Raw genomic sequence first — 17,176 nt, 5'->3', positions numbered from 1 at the left:
TCAGGTGATGAGATCCCCTGTGGGAGCGGGCGTGCCCGCGAATGCGTCCGAGCATGCAGCCTCGTTGCCTGAGCTGACGCATTCGCGGGCACGCCCGCTCCTACAGAGATTGTGGTGCCTGTTCCTGCTTTGCCTGGCTTTCAACGCCCACGCCGGCTCCACCCACGCCCTCACCGTCTACGGCGAAGCCCCGCGCTACAACGCCAGCTTCCAGCATTTCGACTACGTCAACCCGACGCCCCCAAAGGCGGCATCCTGCGCCGCTCGGCCATCGAGATCGGCCAGTTCGACCATATCCTGCCGTACATCGACAAAGGCATCGGTGTCAGCGAGGTCGATGGCCTGCTGTACGCGCCACTGGCCGTGCGCTCGTTCGATGAACCCTACACCGTCTACGGCCTGATCGCCCGGCGCATGGAGCGCGGCCCGGAGGATGCCTGGCTGCGTTTCGAGATCGACCCGCGCGCCACCTTCGCCGATGGCAAGCCGGTGCGCGCCGAAGACGTACGCTTTACCTTCGAGCTGCTGATGAGCAAGGGCAGCCTGAGGTATCGCACCCAGTTCGCCGATGTTGCGGCCGTCGTGGTGGAAAGCCCACACAGCGTGCGCTTCGACTTCAAGCCTGACCACGGCCGCACCCTGCCACTCGACCTCGCCAGCTTGCCGGTACTACCCGAACACGACTGGCAGCAGCGCGATTTTGCCAACGGCGCCGGCTTCGACAAGCCGGTCGGCAGCGGGCCGTACCGTATCGGGAGCATCGACAACGGCCGCAGCATCACCTTCCAGCGCGACGCCAACTGGTGGGCGCGCGATCTGCCGGTCAGCCGTGGCCGCTACAATTTCGACAAGCTGCGCATCGAGTACTTCGGTGATACCGAAGTGGCGCGGCAGGTGCTCAAAGGCGGCGGCTACGACTACAACCGCGAGTTCTCCGCCACCGCCTACACCCTGGGCTACAACGGCGCGCAACTGGACGACGGCCGCCTGCAGCGCGCCCACCTGGGCCCGGCCAAACCGCAGGTGGCCCAAGGCTTCGTGTTCAACCTCGACCGGCCGCAGTTCAAGGACCGTCGCGTGCGCCAGGCGCTGGGCATGCTGTGGGACTACGAGTGGAGCAACCGGCAGATGATGCGCAACATGTACATCCGCCAGCAGAGCGTGTTCTCCAATACCCCGCTGGCCGCCCGCCAACTGCCGGATGCCGGCGAGTTGAAACTGCTCGAACCGTTGCGCGGCAAGGTGCCGGACGAAGTCTTCAGCACCGTGTTCACCGCCCCGGTCACCGATGGTTCGGGGATAATCCGCAAGCAGCAGCTGCAGGCACTGGCGCTGCTCGAACAAGCCGGCTGGCGCCCCGAAGGCGACCGCCTGGTGAACAGCCAGGGCACGCCGCTGGCGTTTACCTTCCTCAACGGCCAGGCAGGCATGGAGCGCCTGCTGCTGCCTTGGAAGCGCAACCTGGCCCAGATTGGCGTGACCCTGGACATCCGCAACGTCGATTCGGCCCAGTACGTCAACCGCCTGATGGCACGTGACTACGACATGATCGTCACCGGCTACCCGGTCACCCTGTCGCCTGGCGCCGAGCTGTACAACTATTTCGGCTCGGCAGCAGCCCACGACCCTGGGTCGAACAACCTGATGGTGCTGCAGGACCCTGCCGTGGACCGCCTGATCGACGGCCTGGTGCGCGCCGACACCCAGGCCGACATGCTGTACCACGCCCATGCCCTGGACCGGGTGCTGCAATGGAACTACTACTGGATCCCCAACTACTACCCACCGGGCAGCTCCACTGTCTGGTGGAACCGCTTCGGCCTGCCCAAGGTCCAGGCTGCCTATGACGAAGGCCTGGACACCTGGTGGGAAGTCAGCCCTGCCGCGCTGACCAACGCGCAAATGGCCGAACGCCGGAAATCCTCGCCATGACCACCTACATACTGCGCCGCCTGCTGCTGATCGTCCCGACCCTGCTGGCGATCCTGCTGGTCAACTTCCTGATCGTCCAGGCCGCACCGGGAGGCCCGGTGGAGCAGGCAGTGGCACGCCTGCAAGGTATCGGCGGTGGCGCTCCCGGTGCCCGGGCCGAGGTGGTGCACGGCGAGTCACGTGCCACCCGTGGCCTGGACCCGAAACTGATCGAGGAGATCAAACGCCAGTACGGCTTCGACAAGTCCGCCCCCGAGCGCCTGTGGCTGATGCTGGGCCAGTACGCCCGGCTGGACTTCGGCAACAGCTTCTTCCGCGGCGCCAAGGTCACCGACCTGATCCTCGACAAGTTGCCGGTAACCCTGTCGCTGGGCTTCTGGGCCACGCTGATCACCTACCTGGTGTCGATCCCGCTGGGCATCCGCAAGGCGGTGCGCCATGGCAGCCGCTTCGATGCCTGGAGCAGTGCACTGATCGTGGTCGGCTATGCCCTGCCCTCGTTCCTGTTCGCCCTGTTGCTGATCGTGCTGTTCGCCGGCGGCACCTCGCTGAGCTGGTTCCCGGTGCGTGGCCTGGTCTCGGACAACTTCGACGAGCTCAGCCTGCTTGGCAAGGTCGCCGACTACTTCTGGCACCTGGTGCTGCCGGTCGGCGCCCTGGTGATCGGCGGCTTCGCCACCCTGACGCTGCTGACCAAGAACGCCTTCCTCGACGAGATTTCCCGGCAATACGTGGTTACCGCCCGCGCCAAGGGCCTGAGCGAACGCCGGGTGCTGTATGGCCACGTGCTGCGCAATGCCATGCTGTTGGTGGTGGCGGGGTTGCCGCAGGCGTTGATCACGGTGTTTTTCGCCGGCTCGTTGCTGATCGAGGTGATCTTCTCGCTCGATGGCCTTGGCCGCATGAGTTACGAAGCGGCCGTGTCGCGCGATTACCCGGTGGTGTTCGGCACGCTGTTCATCTTCACCCTGGCGGGCCTGCTGATCCGCCTGATCGGTGACCTGTCTTACACCCTGCTCGACCCGCGTATCGACTTCGACGCGAGGGCATACTGATGCTTTCACCGATCTCGCGTCGTCGCCTGCAACGCTTTCGCCGCAACCGCCTCGGCTGGGTTTCGCTGTGGCTGTTCACCGCACTTCTGCTGCTGAGCTTGTGCGCCGAGCTGGTGGCCAACGACAAACCGCTGCTGCTGGGCTACAAGGGCGACCTGTACGTGCCGGCGCTCAAGCGTTACACCGAGCAGCAGTTCGGCGGCCAGCTGCCGTTCCAGCCAGACTACCGCAGCGCCTATGTACGCCAGTTGATCGAGCAGCAAGGTGGCTGGATGCTGTTCGCCCCCATCCCGTTCAGCGCCGATACCCCCAACTACGACCTGCAGGTGCCCACCCCCAGCCCGCCGAGCGCAAGCAACTGGCTGGGTACCGACGACCAGGGCCGCGACGTGCTGGCCCGGGTGCTGTATGGCACGCGGGTATCCTTGCTGTTCGCCTTCGCCCTGACCGTGGTCAGCGTGCTGATCGGGGTGGCGGCCGGAGCCCTGCAGGGCTACCACGGTGGTTGGATCGACCTGGTCGGCCAGCGCCTGCTGGAGGTGTGGTCGGGGTTGCCGGTGCTGTACCTGCTGATCATCCTCAGCGGGTTCGTCGAGCCGGACTTCTGGTGGCTGCTGGGGATCATGGCGCTGTTCTCCTGGCTGACGCTGGTCGACGTGGTGCGCGCAGAGTTCCTGCGCGGTCGCAACCTGGAGTACGTCAAGGCCGCAAGGGCGCTGGGGTTACCAGACAACCAGGTGATGCTGCGGCACATCCTGCCCAATGCCATGAACGCGACGCTGACCTATGTGCCGTTCATGCTGACCGGGGCGATCACCACCCTGACTGCACTGGATTTTCTCGGGTTCGGCATGCCGGCCGGGAGCGCTTCGCTGGGAGAGCTGGTGACCCAGGGCAAACAGCACCTGGAGGCGCCGTGGCTGGGCTTTACCGCGTTCTTTGCCCTGGCGGTGATTCTGTCGCTGCTGGTTTGTATTGGGGATGCCTTGCGGGAGGCCTTTGACCCCCGGACCTGATCAACGCCTGACTGGCACTTACAGCTTGTGCCAAAGGAATAAGGTCTTGATCCGGCCCAGCCCCCACAAATGCTGTTAGGAAGGCCTTTCGATCCTCCAGCAGACTAATTTGATGTGCATACGAAAATTTTCTTTGCTGCCAATAAAACGGCTCAACAACAATATCCGTAATGATGCCACGATAATCAGAGCCACGCCATGAGATGCCAAAGGCAGTCGAACCGAGCGCTAATACTTCATTTGAGAGCTCATTAAAAGCACGGCGATCCTCACTGAGTTTTCGCAGCGATGCTTTTTGCTGCTCTGAGCCACCCACCAGCGCTTTCGTAACAGCCGCGACGCCCTTGCTCACTTGACGATCGCTGACTCGCACACGTTTTCTGAATGGCCACCTGAAGAGATTAGAAAATTTTAGCCGGCCAATCCTGAACTGTCCGGACGGGTCCACATAGTTTAAAGGGTCGCCTTGGCAATAAGTGTAAGCGTTAATACCTCCGGCCCCAAAGGGGCTTAATGCGTCTGGCGATTCGAAACCCATGCGTTGTGGCTTGAATACGCGATGACCATTCCCTAACAGATACCCGCCTGAAGCTGAACACAACCATTCTCCATTATATCCAGGCCTCAACGGATGGATAAGCGCCTGGGCAGAATACCCGAATGGTAAATACGTATGAATATCAAGCGTGCGATTACACAGAAACGCCAATCCCGTGTGCTTCGCATCACTAACTACCATCGTACACTTCTTGCCGGACAACGTTGCCAAGCATGCAGCCTTCACCTGAAATAGCGAGACTGATTCTCCCGCTACTAAAACGGTAATCATTTTATCAATTTTGTAAAATCGGCGAGTATGCATTTCCTTCACTTGATATCTGGCCGCACTACCCCAACATATATTTTTTACGCGACAATTAAAACTGGCAGTTTTACTAGTGCCACGCACCATTCTAATGACAAGGGGAACAAGGCATACTCCCTTGTTACTCAAAGGGGAGCCCCATGCACGACAGCGACAGCCTCAAGGATTACCCCCAGGTACGACAACTGGCGATCCGCTCGCTGTTCGAAATCATCGAACAGTCCAGCGAAGGCACGGTAATCGTCGACCGCCAGGCGCGCATCGTCTGGATGAACGAACGCTACGCCCGGCGTTTTGGCCTGGCCGACGCGGCAAGCGCTATTGGCCAACCCTGCGAGGCGGTGATCCCGGGCAGCCTGATGCGCGAGGTGGTGAATAATGGCCGGCCAATCCTGCTGGACATGCTCGACACCCCGAACGAGCCGCTGGTGGTTATGCGCCTGCCCATCCACGACGACCAGGGCGCGCTAATCGGTGCCATCGGCTTTGCCCTGTTCGACGAGTTGCGCAGCCTGTCGCCGCTGCTCAAACGCTATTCCAGCATGCAGCAGGAACTGGCCTCGACCCGCTCGCAGTTGCGCGCTCGCCAGGCCAAGTACAGCTTCGCCCAGTTCGTCGGCAGCAGCGCCGCCAGCCTGGAGGCCAAGCGCCGCGCCCGGCGTGGCGCAAGCAGTGATTCGCCGGTGTTGCTGCTGGGCGAAACCGGCACCGGCAAGGAACTGCTGGCCCATGCCATCCATGCGGCGTCGGCGCGGGCGCACAAGGCGTTTGTCAGCATCAACAGTGCGGCGATCCCCGAGACGCTGCTGGAAGCCGAATTCTTCGGTACCGCCCCCGGCGCCTTTACCGGCGCCGACCGCAAGGGCCGCAGCGGCAAGCTGCAACTGGCCGAAGGCGGCACGCTGTTCCTCGACGAGATCGGCGACATGCCGCTGGCCCTGCAGAGCAAGCTGCTGCGGGTGTTGCAGGAGAAGGAGTACGAGCCGGTAGGCTCGAATCAGATGCTGCGCAGTGATGTGCGCATCATTGCCGCCACTTCCATCGACCTGCAGGCCGCCATCGCCCGCGGGGCATTCCGCGCCGATCTGTATTACCGGCTGAATGTGCTGCCGATCGAGGTGCCACCACTGCGGCAACGGCTGGAGGACCTGCCGGCGCTGTGCGAGGCCATCCTGGGCGAACTGGGCAGCCAGTATGAGCTCGAGGCCGAAGCGCAGCAGCTACTGGCGCGGCATGCATGGCCGGGGAACATTCGCGAGCTGCGCAATGTGCTGGAGCGGGCCACGCTGCTGGCGGATCAGCCGCGGCTGGGGGTGGCGGATCTTCGGGCGGCATTGGGGCCGTTGAGCCCGGTGGCGGGTGAACCTATGCGGCAGACTTACCGTGAGGCCTGTGAGGCATTTGAGCGCGAGCTGATTGTCGGGGCACTGGCCGAACATGGGGGAAATGTGCCGGAAGCTGCGTCGGCGTTAGGACTGGGGCGGTCAACGCTGTATAAGAAGATGGTAGCGCTCGGTCTCTGACTGGAGACTTTTGTTTCCATTTCGAGACTGTCGCGAGGGCTTTGCCCTCGATCGCGACACAAGGCCGCTCCTACAGGAGATTGCGGTGCACATGTAGGAGCGGCCTTGTGTCGCGATGGGCCGCAAAGCGGCCCCAAAATCTCAAGACAGAGACAAAAATTCAGAAGAAAACAAAATACCCATATAAATCAATGAGTTAAAAACTGGCACGATTCCCGCTATCTCCTGCTCACCGATAAAAACAAGACTCACCCAGGAGACCCACCCCGATGACCGTGCTCATCGCCCTAGCCGCTCTGGCCCTGCTGATGCTGGCTGCCTACCGCGGCTACAGCGTAATCCTCTTCGCCCCCATCGCCGCCCTCGGTGCGGTACTGCTCACCGACCCGTCCGCCGTGGCCCCCGCATTCACCGGGGTATTCATGGAGAAAATGGTCGGTTTCATCAAGCTCTACTTCCCGGTGTTCCTGCTGGGCGCCGTGTTCGGCAAGCTGATCGAGCTGTCCGGTTTCTCGCGCTCGATCGTCGCCGCCGCCATCCGCGTGCTCGGCACCCGCCAGGCGATGCTGGTGATCGTGCTGGTCTGCGCGCTGCTCACCTATGGCGGCGTGTCGCTGTTCGTGGTGGTGTTCGCGGTGTACCCGTTCGCCGCCGAGATGTTCCGCCAGAGCAATATCCCCAAGCGCCTGATCCCGGCAACCATCGCCCTGGGCGCGTTCTCGTTCACCATGGATGCCCTGCCCGGCACCCCGCAGATCCAGAACATCATCCCCAGCACCTTCTTCAACACCACCGCCTGGGCAGCGCCATGGCTGGGCCTGATCGGCACATTGTTCGTGTTCTGCGCCGGCATGGCCTACCTGCAGCGCCAGCGCAACAAGGCCCAGCGCGCCGGTGAAGGCTATGGCAGCGACTTGCGCAACGAACCGGAGACCGCTGCCGACCTGGCACTGCCCAACCCCTGGCTGGCTCTGTCACCGCTGCTGCTGGTGGGGGTGATGAACCTGCTGTTCACCCACTGGATCCCGCAGTGGTACGGCCCCAGTCACAGCCTGCAACTGCCCGGCATGAGCGCACCGGTGCAAAGCGATGTGGCCAAGCTCACTGCCATCTGGGCGGTGCAGGCAGCGTTGCTGGTGGGCATCCTGATGGTGCTGGTGTGTGCCTTCGGCGCCATCCGTGCCCGCCTGGCCGAAGGCACCAAAAGCGCCGTGGGCGGTGCCTTGCTGGCGGCCATGAACACCGCCTCGGAATACGGCTTTGGCGCGGTGATCGCCTCGCTGCCGGGCTTCCTGGTATTGGCCGACGCCCTGCGCGGTATCCCCAACCCACTGGTCAACGAAGCGATTACCGTGACCTTGCTGGCCGGCATCACCGGCTCTGCCTCGGGCGGCATGAGCATCGCCCTGGCGGCCATGGGCGACACCTTCATCGCCGCCGCCAATGCCGCCAACATCCCGCTCGAAGTACTGCACCGCGTGGCCGCCATGGCCAGCGGTGGCATGGACACCCTGCCGCACAACGGTGCGGTCATCACCCTGCTGGCCGTGACCGGGCTGACCCACCGTGAGGCCTACAAGGACATTTTCGGTATTACCCTGATCAAGACCCTGGCGGTGTTCGTGGTCATCGCCACGTTCTACGCCACCGGCATCGTCTAAGGAGCTTTGCATGACCCTCAAAGGCAAGACCGCACTCGTCACCGGTTCCACCAGCGGCATCGGCCTGGGCATTGCCCAGGTGCTGGCCCGCGCAGGCGCCAACATCGTGCTCAACGGCTTCGGCGACCCTGCCCCGGCGCTGGCCGAGATCGCCCGGCACGGGGTAAAGGCAGTCCATCACCCGGCCGACCTCTCGGACGTGGCCCAGATCGAAGCGCTGTTCGCCCTGGCCGCGCGCGAGTTCGGCGACGTCGACATCCTGGTCAACAACGCCGGTATCCAGCACGTGGCGCCAGTGGAACAGTTCCCGCTGGAAAGCTGGGACAAGATCATCGCCCTCAACCTGTCGGCCGTGTTCCACGCTACGCGACTGGCCCTGCCCGGCATGCGCACGCGCAATTGGGGGCGCATCATCAACATCGCTTCCGTGCACGGCCTGGTCGGCTCTACCGGCAAGGCGGCCTATGTGGCGGCCAAGCACGGCGTGGTCGGCCTGACCAAGGTGGTGGGCCTGGAAACCGCCACCAGCAACGTCACCTGCAACGCCATTTGCCCTGGCTGGGTGTTGACCCCGCTGGTGCAAAAGCAGATCGACGATCGTGCCGCCAACGGTGGCGATCCGCTGCAAGCGCAGCACGATCTGCTGGCAGAAAAACAGCCATCGCTGGCCTTCGTCACCCCCGAGCACCTGGGTGAGCTGGTACTATTCCTGTGCAGCGAGGCCGGTAGCCAGGTTCGCGGTGCCGCCTGGAACGTCGATGGTGGCTGGTTGGCCCAGTGACGGGCGGCCTGGGCCTGGCGGCGGTCTTGCATTCGTTTATCTGCAAGGAGGCCCTATGCGCCCAACCCCGATGACCGCGATTCTGGCCCTGACCCTGGCTGCCGTCGCACCCGCGATGGCAGCCAGCCTGAAGGACGTCGCGCCCTACCCCGAGGCGGAAAAAGGCTTCACCCGGCAGGTCATCCACCTGCCGGCCCAGGCTGATGAGTCGGCCTATCAACTGGAAATCCTCGCCGGCAAGACCCTGAAGGTGGATTGCAATCGCCAGCGCCTGGGCGGCAGCCTGGAGGAACGTACCCTGGAAGGCTGGGGCTACAGCTACTACCGCCTGGACAAGGTCAGCGGCCCGGCCAGCACGCTGATGGCCTGCCCCGATGGCAAGAAGACCGAGGCCTTCGTGCCTGTGGTCGGTGAAGGCTTCATGCTGCGCTACAACAGCAAGCTGCCGGTGGTGGTGTATGTGCCCAAGGACGTCGAAGTGCGCTACCGCGTGTGGACCGCGTCGCAGGACGTGCAAAAGGCTAAAGTAGAGTAAAACGCAAGCCTTTGGCCTTGATGGTGCCTTCATCGCCGGCAAGCCGGCTCCCACAGGTTGGTCACTGCACTCAAAACCTGTGAGGTTCCTGTGGGAGCTGGCTTGCCGGCGATGGGGCCCTTGCAGGCAACAGGAGGTTCGGCATGAACGATGTGCTCTGGCGCCCCTCCACGGCGCAGATCGAGGCCAGCCGGATGGATGCCTTCCGCCGCCGGGTCAACCTGCGTTACAACCTGCAACTCGACGACTACCACGCGCTGCACCGCTGGAGCATCGAGCAGCGCCCTGCCTTCTGGCAAACCATTGCCGACTACTTCCACATTCACTGGCATACCCCGCCAAGCCAGGTGCTCAGCGAAGGGCCGCAGATGCCCGATGCCCAGTGGTTCGCCAACGCCACCCTCAACTTCGCCGAACACCTGCTGCGCCGCCGTGACGACCGCCCCGCCCTGGTCGCCGTGCGCGAAGACGGCCAGCGTCAGCTGTTCACCCATGCCCAGCTGGCCGCCCAGGTGGCCGGCCTGCAAACAGCCTTGAAGGCCACCGGCATCGCCCCCGGCGACCGCGTAGCCGCCATCATGCCCAATACCTGGCAGACCCTTGTCGCCATGCTTGCCTGCACAAGCCTCGGTGCGGTCTGGTCCAGCTCCTCGCCCGAGTTTGGCGTGCACGGCATCATCGACCGCTTCGGCCAGATCGAGCCCAAGCTGCTGATCGCCTGCGCCGGGTACCAGTACGCCGGCAAAGCCATCGACCAGGTGGACAAGGTCAACCAGGTGTGTGCGCAGCTGCCCGGGCTGGAACAGTTGATCGTGGTACCCCACACCCGCAGCGGAACGCGTGTCGACGAATTCCAGGCCGCCAATGTCAGCCTGTGGGACGAGTTCTATCAGCCCGGCGGCGAGCCCCGCTTCACCCCGCTGCCCTTCGATCACCCGCTGTACATCCTGTATTCCAGCGGCACCACCGGCGTACCCAAGTGCATCGTCCACCGCGCCGGCGGCGTGTTGTTGCAGCACTTGAAGGAACATGGCCTGCACAATGACCTGAAAGCCGATGACGTACTGTTCTACTACACCACCTGCGGCTGGATGATGTGGAACTGGCTGGTCAGCGGCCTGGCGGTGGGCGCCACGCTGGTGCTGTATGACGGCTCGCCCTTCCATCCCGGCCCCGAGCGGCTGCTAGACCTGATCGACGCCGAGGATATCCAGGCCTTCGGTACCAGCGCCAAGTACCTGGCGGCACTGGAGCAGGCGGGCCTGGAGCCTGCGGCAAGCCACCGCCTGGCGCGCTTGCGCCTGCTACTGTCCACCGGCTCGCCACTGTCGCCACACAGCTACGACTACGTGTACCGCAAGATCAAGGCCGACCTGTGCCTGGCGTCGATGTCCGGCGGTACCGATATCGTCTCCTGCTTCGTGCTGGGCAACCCGACCCTTCCAGTGCGCCGTGGCGAGATCCAGTGCAAGGGCTTGGGCATGGCGGTGGAAGTATGGAACGAGCATGGCCAGCCGGTGCTGGGCGAAAAAGGCGAGCTGGTGTGCACGCGCAACTTCCCGTCCATGCCGCTGGGGTTCTGGAAGGACACGGACGGCAGCCGCTATCACGACGCCTACTTCAGCCAGTTCCCGGGAGTGTGGGCCCAGGGCGACTACGCCGAACAGCGTGCCGACGGCGGGCTGGTGATTCATGGCCGCTCCGATGCCGTGCTCAACCCCGGTGGCGTGCGCATTGGCACGGCGGAGATCTACCGCCAGGTGGAAAAGGTCGAGCAGGTGCTGGAAAGCGTGGCCATCGGCCAGGACTGGCAAGGCGACGTGCGGGTGGTGCTGTTCGTTCGCCTGCGCGACGGCCTGCAGCTGGATGAGGCCCTGCGCCAGCACATCCGTCAGGTGATCCGCCAGTACACCACGCCCCGCCATGTACCGGCGGTGATCGCCCAGGTCGATGACATCCCGCGTACCATCAGCGGCAAGCTGGTGGAGTTGGCGATTCGCAATGTGGTGCATGGCTTGCCGGTGAAGAACACCGACGCCCTGGCCAACCCCGAGGCACTGGAGCAGTTCCGGGATCGCGAGGAGTTGCAAACCTGACCCTTGTCACCGTCCCTGTAGGAGCGGCCTTGTGTCGCGATGGGGCGCGAAGCGGCCCCAGGTTTTCAGCTTCGCAGCACAGGTTGCCGGGGCACTTCGCGCCCCATCGCGACACAAGGCCGCTCCTACAAGGGACGCGTAATCGCCTCAGCACAAAACTATGAGGCATAATGCCCACTTTTTCCGCCCCAGAAGCACAGGTACCCCATGAAAGCCCAAGCCCGCCACATCCTGGTCAAGACCGCTGACGAAGCCGAAAAGCTCAAGCAGCGCATCGCCAATGGCGAGGCTTTCGACGTGCTCGCAAAAAAGTTCTCCACCTGCCCTTCGGGCAAACGTGGCGGCGACCTGGGTGAAATCCGCCCCGGGCAGATGGTCGGCGCCATCGACCAGGTGATCTTCAAGAAACCCCTGCGCGTGGTGCACGGGCCGATCAAGAGCAAGTTCGGCTATCACCTGGTGCAGACGTTCTACCGCGATTAAGCGCGCCGCGCAGCCAGCAGCCCGAGACCCGCGCAGCCCAGCAATGAGGCGCTGACCCGGTTGAACAGCCGGCGTGGGCCGGGCTGGCTGAACCAGCGTTGCATGTACGCCCCCAGGCCGGCGTAGATGGCGATGGCGGCCCATTCCAGCAACAGGAACAACGCACCCAACCAAAGGAACTGCTCGCTCACCGGAGTGGTACTGCCGACCGAAACGAACTGCGGCAGGAACGCGGTGAAGATCAGGATAGCCTTCGGATTACCAGCAGCCATCCAGAACTCCTGGCGTATCAGACGCCAAGTGCCGTGCGGCTGATCACCTGCAACCGCGGCCTCGCCCACCGGTGCCCGCCACAGTTGCCAGGCGATATAGAACAGGTAGGCCGCCCCCGCCAACTTGATGGCCAGGAACAGGTATTCGCTGGTGTGCAGCACCACTGCCAGGCCCATCGCCGCCAGGGCGATCATGCCGCTGAAGGCGACGATGCGCCCGCCACCGGCCACGCAGGCCGTACGCAGGCCGTAACGGCTGGCATTGTGCAGCGACAGCAGGTTGTTCGGCCCCGGCGCCATGTTCAGGGCGAAACAGGCGGGGATGAAAAGCAGCAGGCTTGAAAGGTCCATTATCGTTTTCCTTTGGCAACAGGCGCCTATTTCGGCGCGTAGCTGGCCTGGTGGTCAAGTTACAGCCAGTGGAAAAAACTGTATGGGTGCGCAGCGCCTGATAAGCTGCCTGGCATATCGAGGACCCTGTGATGCCCCGTTCCCATGCCGCGCTGTGGCGCGACCCGGCCCTGCCGCATGTCGAAAGCCGCCGCGCCTGCCATAGCCGCGCCTGCTACAAGGCCCACAGCCACCCAACGTTTTCCATCGGTGTGGTGGATGCCGGCCACAGTCATTTCACCGGTGCCGGCAACGGCCAGCAACGCCTGACGCCTGGCACTCTGGTGCTGGTCCCGGCCCGCCGGGTACATGCCTGCAACCCCGAGCCCGGGCAGGCGTGGAGCTACCAGATGCTGCACGTGGATGCCGACTGGCTGGCTCAGCTGCACCTGGAGTCCGGGCTGGATGGTGCCGGGCCCGGCGAGCCGGCACGTATCTGCCAGGAGCCGGAGGTATATCGGCAGTTCTGCGAACTGAACAGTTTGCTGTTTTCCAGCGCCAGCAACGGAGAGAAAGATGCGGCGCTGATTGCCTTTCTGGGTGATCTCGACTTTGCCAGGCACGCGCCGCTGGCGCCGGCGCCGGCTTTGGGGAAGAGCGAACTGAGTGGGCTGATCGCGCACATCGAAGGCCAGGACCCGTCGCAGTTGAGCCTGGCGTTACTGGCCCGGCAGGCCGGGCTTGGGCGCTACCAGCTGATTCGCGCATTTCGCGCGGCCACCGGGTTTACGCCGCATGCCTACCTGCTAAATGCCCGGGTCAACCGTGGGCGCGAATTGTTGGGTGAAGGGCAGGCCCTGGCGGAGGTGGCCTATCGGCTCGGGTTTGCTGACCAAAGCCATTTCCAGCGGGTGTTCAAGGCCCATGTGGGGGTGACACCAGGGCAGTATCGGGGAGACTGAAGGCCCGCGCGGTCTCTGTAGGAGCGGCCTTGTGTCGCGATGGGGCGCGAAGCGGCCCCAGGTTTTCAGCTCCGCCGCACAGATTGCCGGGGCTGCTGCGCAGCCCTTTCGCGACACAAGGCCGCTCCTACAGGGGCCTGCAATATTGTTCAATACGGCATTTGCGCTGAGGGGCAGAGTCAGGCTTTCCTCCAGAGCAGCCTCACCCCAATGCAACAGTTCCTGATCATCGCCCTCGCCCACTTCCTCGCCCTGCTCTCTCCCGGCCCGGACTTCTTCCTGGTCGCACGCACTTCGGTCAACGCTGGCTGGCGCGTCGCGAGCGCCGCCTGCCTGGGTATCGCCCTGGCCAATGGCGTGTTCATCGCCATGGCTTTCACCGGTTTGTCGGTGCTGCAGGAAGGCAGCCTGCTGTTCACCGCCCTGCAACTGGCCGGCGCCGGCTACCTGCTGTACATCGGCACCCTGTTCCTGCGCCATGCCGGGCAAACCAGCCTGAGCACAGTCGCTGGCAAACAGACCGCCCAAGGGTGGTGGCGTGGATTGGGCATGGGGTTCCTGTCCGGCATCCTCAACCCCAAGAATGCGCTGTTCTATGCCAGCCTGGTAAGCATGGTCGCCAGCGCCAGCTTTGCCTGGAAGGCAACCTGTGCCCTGTGGATGTTCAGCATCGTGCTGCTGTGGGACTTGCTGATTGCCGTGGCCATCGGCAACCCGCTGGTGCTGCGGCGCTTCGCCCGCAGCCTGCCCTGGCTGGAACGGGCCTCCGGGGCCATGCTGGTGCTATTGGCTACGGCACTGTTGTTTCACCTGGCCTGGGGCTGACCAGTTGCAGGGTCCGCATGTCCATCAAGGTGAAATGGCCACTGGCCCAGCCCCCGGTGTCCAGGTGCCAGACGTTGCCCAGCAGCTTGGCTTCCAGTACCGGCGTGTGGCCCACCAACAAGGCACGCAGGCCCTGCACGGGCTCGGTATCACCTACCTTCAACCGCCGCCGCGACCATTGGCACACTTCCCGTACTTGCGGGTCGTCATCCAGTTCCAGCCAGGTCCTCAACACCGTCCAGTCGGCATATGGGCTGTCGGCATGCAGCAGCCCTACCAAGCCCGCCGCACTTTCAACCTCTATCGCAATCGGCAGCTGCTCGAATCGCTCCACGAAACGCAACTGCCGAGCCTTCGGCAGGTCCAGAAACCAGCCACCCCCGGCGGCGCGGTACATGTCCAGATCGAGCCGCCCGCCGCGTACGCGGGTGATTGCCAGGGCCTCGTGATTACCCTGCACGGCATGGAACCAGGGCTGCGCCAGCCATTCCAGCGCCGCCTCGCTGTCCGGGCCACGGTCGACCAGGTCCCCCACGCTGAACAGGCGGTCCACGGCCGGATCGAACCCCACCCCATCCAGGCATTGCTGCAGGCGCTGGAAGTGACCATGGATATCGCCCACCGCCAGGTCACGCCCCCGCAGGTTGGCAATCAGACGCCGAAACCGTGCCATTACAATCTTCCTCTGCTGGCGCCGCCATGCCAGGGGTAAAATGGACGCACACGCAGTCTGCCCCGGAGGTGCATCATGCGTACCGCCCTCGTGTGTGCCGTGCTCATGGCGCTGTCACTGGACAGCATGGCACAAGGCGCCCCGGCCGCGCAGGTCGAGGTACGTTTCGACCATCCGGAAAAATTCCGCGATGCCAGCCTCGACAGCCACGGGTACGAGCGTGGTGCCGACGCCTATGTGATGAAAACCTTGACCCAGTACCTTCAGAAGCTTGGCCAGCGCTACCTGCAACCTGGCCAGCAACTGGTCATCGACATCCGCGACATCGACCTGGCCGGGCGTTTCGAGCCCTGGCACAGCCAGGCCTACGATGTACGCTTCATGCGCGAAATCACCTGGCCGACCATCGACCTCAGCTACACCCTCAGCCAACCGGGCAAACCCGACCAGCAGGCGCAGGAACGGGTCAGCGACAAGATGTACCTCAGCCGCCCGGGCCGGGTCACGAGCAGCAGCGACCGCCTGTATGCCGAAAAGGCCATGCTCGACGACTGGTTCCGCCAGCGTTTCGCCGTCCACCCGGCATCCTGAAAATCCCTTCACTGGTACAGGCGTTGGTGCCGGTAGTATGCTCGGCCCTTCAACCTGTACCAGGGAAGGGTTTTTCATGAAGTTGTGCGCCGTGCAACTGGCATCGCTCAAGGGCGATGTGCAAGCCAACCTCGAACGCCACCTGGCCTGCATCGAACAGGCCGCGGCCCTTGGTGCCGAACTGGTGGTATTTCCCGAACTGTCGCTGACCGGCTATGAGCCAACCCTCGCGCGCCAGGCCGCCCTGCCAGTCAGTTCGGCACGGCTGGACCCGCTGCAGGCAGCCTGCGACCGGTTTGGTATCACTGTCGCAGCGGGCCTGCCACTGCCGACCCCTGATGGCATTCGTATCGGCATGCCAATCCTCAGCCCCGGTGTGGCGCGCCAGGCCTATGCCAAGCGGCGCCTGCATGATGATGAACTGCCCTGGTTCACCCCAGGCGATCAAGCCTTGCTGCTGCAGGTGGGCGCGCACCGGGTAGCGCCTGCGATCTGCTACGAATCGATGTTCATGGCGCATGCGGCAGCCGCGCGGGAACACGGCGCCGACCTGTACCTGGTCAGTGTGGCTAAAACTGCCAAAGGCATTCGCGAGGGTTACCTGCACTACTCCGAGGTGGCTCTAGAGCTGGGCATGGCAGTGTTGCTGGCCAACTGCGTGGGGCCGGCCGACACCTTCATCGGCGCTGGCGGCTCGGCGGCCTGGGACAGCCAGGGGCGCTTGCTGGCCAGCCTGGACGACCACAGCGAAGGTCTGATCGTGCTGGACACCGCCAACGCCAGTGCCATGGCAGTGCCCCTGAACCCACACCCGGCATGATCTATCTGTTTCTGGCGTTGCTGAGCTATGCCTGTACCTACTACCTGACGGGTCTGCTCATCCAGGGGCAACTGGCCGATGTGGCCGAGGGTTTGCGCCACCGGCCCGACGCGCCGACACCTGGCGAGTACCTGCGCGCAGTCAAGCCCCATGCGCGCCGGGCCCATCGGCAGTACACCCTGATGGCCGGCTCGGCGTTGGCCGTGCTGGTCTGCCTGGTCGCCAGCTGGTTCTACTGACGCCTTACAGGTCCAGTGCCAGGCTTTGCCGGCCCTCCAGCGCCAGCAGGTACTGCTTGGCCGCCAGGCCACCGGCAAAGCCGGTGAGGCTGCCCGAAGCACCGATCACCCGATGACACGGGGCGATGATCGAGATCGGGTTGCGGCCATTGGCGGCGCCTACCGCACGCACCGCGCTGGGGTTGCCGATCTGCCGGGCGATGTCGCTGTAGCTGCGGGTTTCACCGAACGGTATCGCCAACAGCGCGGCCCACACCTGTCGCTGGAATTCGGTGCCGGCAAAATCCAGCGCCAGTTCGAAGCACTGGCGTTTGCCGGCAAAGTACTCGCCGAGCTGGCGGGCGGTTTCCAGCAGTACCGGGCACTGGTCATCGCGGTGCAGGGCGCCAAGGCGCACGCGGTTTTCCCGCTCCTCTTCCCAGAGTACGGCTGCCAGGCACTCGCCACGGGCTACCAGGGTCAAGGTGCCGACGGGCGACTGCATGAAGGTGAATGCGCTGGACATAAGCAGGCTCCT

The 17,176-nt window shown here is 63.9% G+C and carries 17 protein-coding genes and 1 pseudogene; 14 read left to right on the top strand and 4 right to left on the bottom strand.

Features of this window, described 5'->3' with window-relative positions:
• The first annotated feature begins 4 nt into the window (after nt 1–4).
• The 3 genes and pseudogenes from GEV38_RS14035 (at nt 5) to GEV38_RS14025 (ending at nt 4,003) form a co-directional block, all read left to right on the top strand.
• Nucleotides 5–1,932 (top strand): annotated as a pseudogene (locus GEV38_RS14035) (extracellular solute-binding protein).
• A complete protein-coding gene (locus GEV38_RS14030; RefSeq protein ID WP_015270257.1) occupies nt 1,929–2,987 on the top strand; it encodes a microcin C ABC transporter permease YejB in 1,059 nt (352 codons plus the stop codon). Before GEV38_RS14035 ends, GEV38_RS14030 begins: the two are co-directional and overlap by 4 nt.
• Nucleotides 2,987–4,003, top strand: coding sequence for an ABC transporter permease (locus GEV38_RS14025; RefSeq protein WP_054571955.1), 1,017 nt, complete (start codon nt 2,987–2,989; stop codon nt 4,001–4,003). Before GEV38_RS14030 ends, GEV38_RS14025 begins: the two co-directional genes overlap by 1 nt.
• Here the strand turns inward: GEV38_RS14025 and GEV38_RS14020 are convergent.
• On the bottom strand, nt 3,915–4,865 hold the full coding sequence (locus GEV38_RS14020; RefSeq protein WP_152976786.1) for an RHS repeat-associated core domain-containing protein: 951 nt from the start codon (nt 4,863–4,865) through the stop codon (nt 3,915–3,917). The genes GEV38_RS14025 and GEV38_RS14020 overlap by 89 nt on opposite strands.
• A 143-nt stretch (nt 4,866–5,008) precedes the next feature.
• On the opposite strand from GEV38_RS14020, the gene GEV38_RS14015 reads away from it, so the two are divergent.
• From GEV38_RS14015 to GEV38_RS13990, 6 genes are all read left to right on the top strand, one after another.
• A complete protein-coding gene (locus GEV38_RS14015) occupies nt 5,009–6,391 on the top strand; it encodes a sigma-54-dependent Fis family transcriptional regulator (protein ID WP_015270254.1) in 1,383 nt (460 codons plus the stop codon).
• A 269-nt stretch (nt 6,392–6,660) separates the two neighbouring features.
• A complete protein-coding gene (locus tag GEV38_RS14010) occupies nt 6,661–8,052 on the top strand; it encodes a GntP family permease (RefSeq protein ID WP_039613441.1) in 1,392 nt (463 codons plus the stop codon).
• A gap of 10 nt (nt 8,053–8,062) precedes the next feature.
• A complete protein-coding gene (gene hbdH, locus GEV38_RS14005; protein ID WP_054571956.1) occupies nt 8,063–8,833 on the top strand; it encodes a 3-hydroxybutyrate dehydrogenase in 771 nt (256 codons plus the stop codon).
• A 55-nt stretch (nt 8,834–8,888) separates the two neighbouring features.
• Nucleotides 8,889–9,368 carry a serine protease inhibitor ecotin gene (gene eco / locus GEV38_RS14000; RefSeq protein ID WP_054571957.1) on the top strand — a complete coding sequence of 160 codons (480 nt, stop codon included), beginning with the start codon at nt 8,889–8,891 and terminating at the stop codon, nt 9,366–9,368.
• 143 nt (nt 9,369–9,511) lie between these two features.
• Entirely contained in the window at nt 9,512–11,464 is a 1,953-nt protein-coding gene (locus GEV38_RS13995; RefSeq protein ID WP_054571958.1) for an acetoacetate--CoA ligase, read from the top strand.
• 207 nt (nt 11,465–11,671) lie between these two features.
• Nucleotides 11,672–11,947 carry a peptidylprolyl isomerase gene (locus GEV38_RS13990; protein WP_013972552.1) on the top strand — a complete coding sequence of 92 codons (276 nt, stop codon included), beginning with the start codon at nt 11,672–11,674 and terminating at the stop codon, nt 11,945–11,947.
• Here GEV38_RS13990 and GEV38_RS13985 read toward each other — a convergent pair.
• Entirely contained in the window at nt 11,944–12,570 is a 627-nt protein-coding gene (locus GEV38_RS13985) for a LysE family translocator (protein ID WP_054571959.1), read from the bottom strand. The genes GEV38_RS13990 and GEV38_RS13985 overlap by 4 nt on opposite strands.
• A gap of 131 nt (nt 12,571–12,701) precedes the next feature.
• Between GEV38_RS13985 and GEV38_RS13980 the strand changes: the two genes are divergently transcribed.
• Entirely contained in the window at nt 12,702–13,511 is an 810-nt protein-coding gene (locus GEV38_RS13980) for an AraC family transcriptional regulator (RefSeq protein WP_054571960.1), read from the top strand.
• Between the two features lie 210 nt (nt 13,512–13,721).
• Nucleotides 13,722–14,336, top strand: a complete 615-nt coding sequence (locus GEV38_RS13975; protein ID WP_054571961.1) for a LysE family translocator — start codon at nt 13,722–13,724, stop codon at nt 14,334–14,336.
• Here the strand turns inward: GEV38_RS13975 and GEV38_RS13970 are convergent.
• A complete protein-coding gene (locus GEV38_RS13970) occupies nt 14,302–15,009 on the bottom strand; it encodes a metallophosphoesterase (protein WP_015270246.1) in 708 nt (235 codons plus the stop codon). The two genes, GEV38_RS13975 and GEV38_RS13970, sit on opposite strands and share 35 nt — an antisense overlap.
• Nucleotides 15,010–15,084: 75 nt before the next feature.
• Here GEV38_RS13970 and GEV38_RS13965 point away from each other — a divergent pair, with 75 nt between their 5' ends.
• The 3 genes from GEV38_RS13965 (at nt 15,085) to GEV38_RS13955 (ending at nt 16,659) form a co-directional block, all read left to right on the top strand.
• On the top strand, nt 15,085–15,600 hold the full coding sequence (locus GEV38_RS13965; protein ID WP_015270245.1) for a DUF3016 domain-containing protein: 516 nt from the start codon (nt 15,085–15,087) through the stop codon (nt 15,598–15,600).
• A 76-nt stretch (nt 15,601–15,676) separates the two neighbouring features.
• Nucleotides 15,677–16,420, top strand: coding sequence for a carbon-nitrogen hydrolase family protein (locus tag GEV38_RS13960; RefSeq protein ID WP_054571962.1), 744 nt, complete (start codon nt 15,677–15,679; stop codon nt 16,418–16,420).
• Nucleotides 16,417–16,659 (top strand): hypothetical protein, encoded by a 243-nt coding sequence (locus tag GEV38_RS13955; RefSeq protein ID WP_015270243.1) that lies wholly within the window; start codon nt 16,417–16,419, stop codon nt 16,657–16,659. Before GEV38_RS13960 ends, GEV38_RS13955 begins: the two co-directional genes overlap by 4 nt.
• A 4-nt stretch (nt 16,660–16,663) precedes the next feature.
• Here the strand turns inward: GEV38_RS13955 and GEV38_RS13950 are convergent, their stop codons facing one another.
• On the bottom strand, nt 16,664–17,164 hold the full coding sequence (locus GEV38_RS13950; RefSeq protein ID WP_054571964.1) for a methylated-DNA--[protein]-cysteine S-methyltransferase: 501 nt from the start codon (nt 17,162–17,164) through the stop codon (nt 16,664–16,666).
• Nucleotides 17,165–17,176 lie beyond the last annotated feature (12 nt).

Origin of the sequence: Pseudomonas sp. 13159349 (genome assembly GCF_013305685.1) — a bacterium.
GTDB lineage: Bacteria > Pseudomonadota > Gammaproteobacteria > Pseudomonadales > Pseudomonadaceae > Aquipseudomonas > Aquipseudomonas asiatica.
The sequence above is the reverse complement of the archived record's forward strand: the minus strand, read 5'-3'. Positions and strand labels throughout refer to the sequence as shown.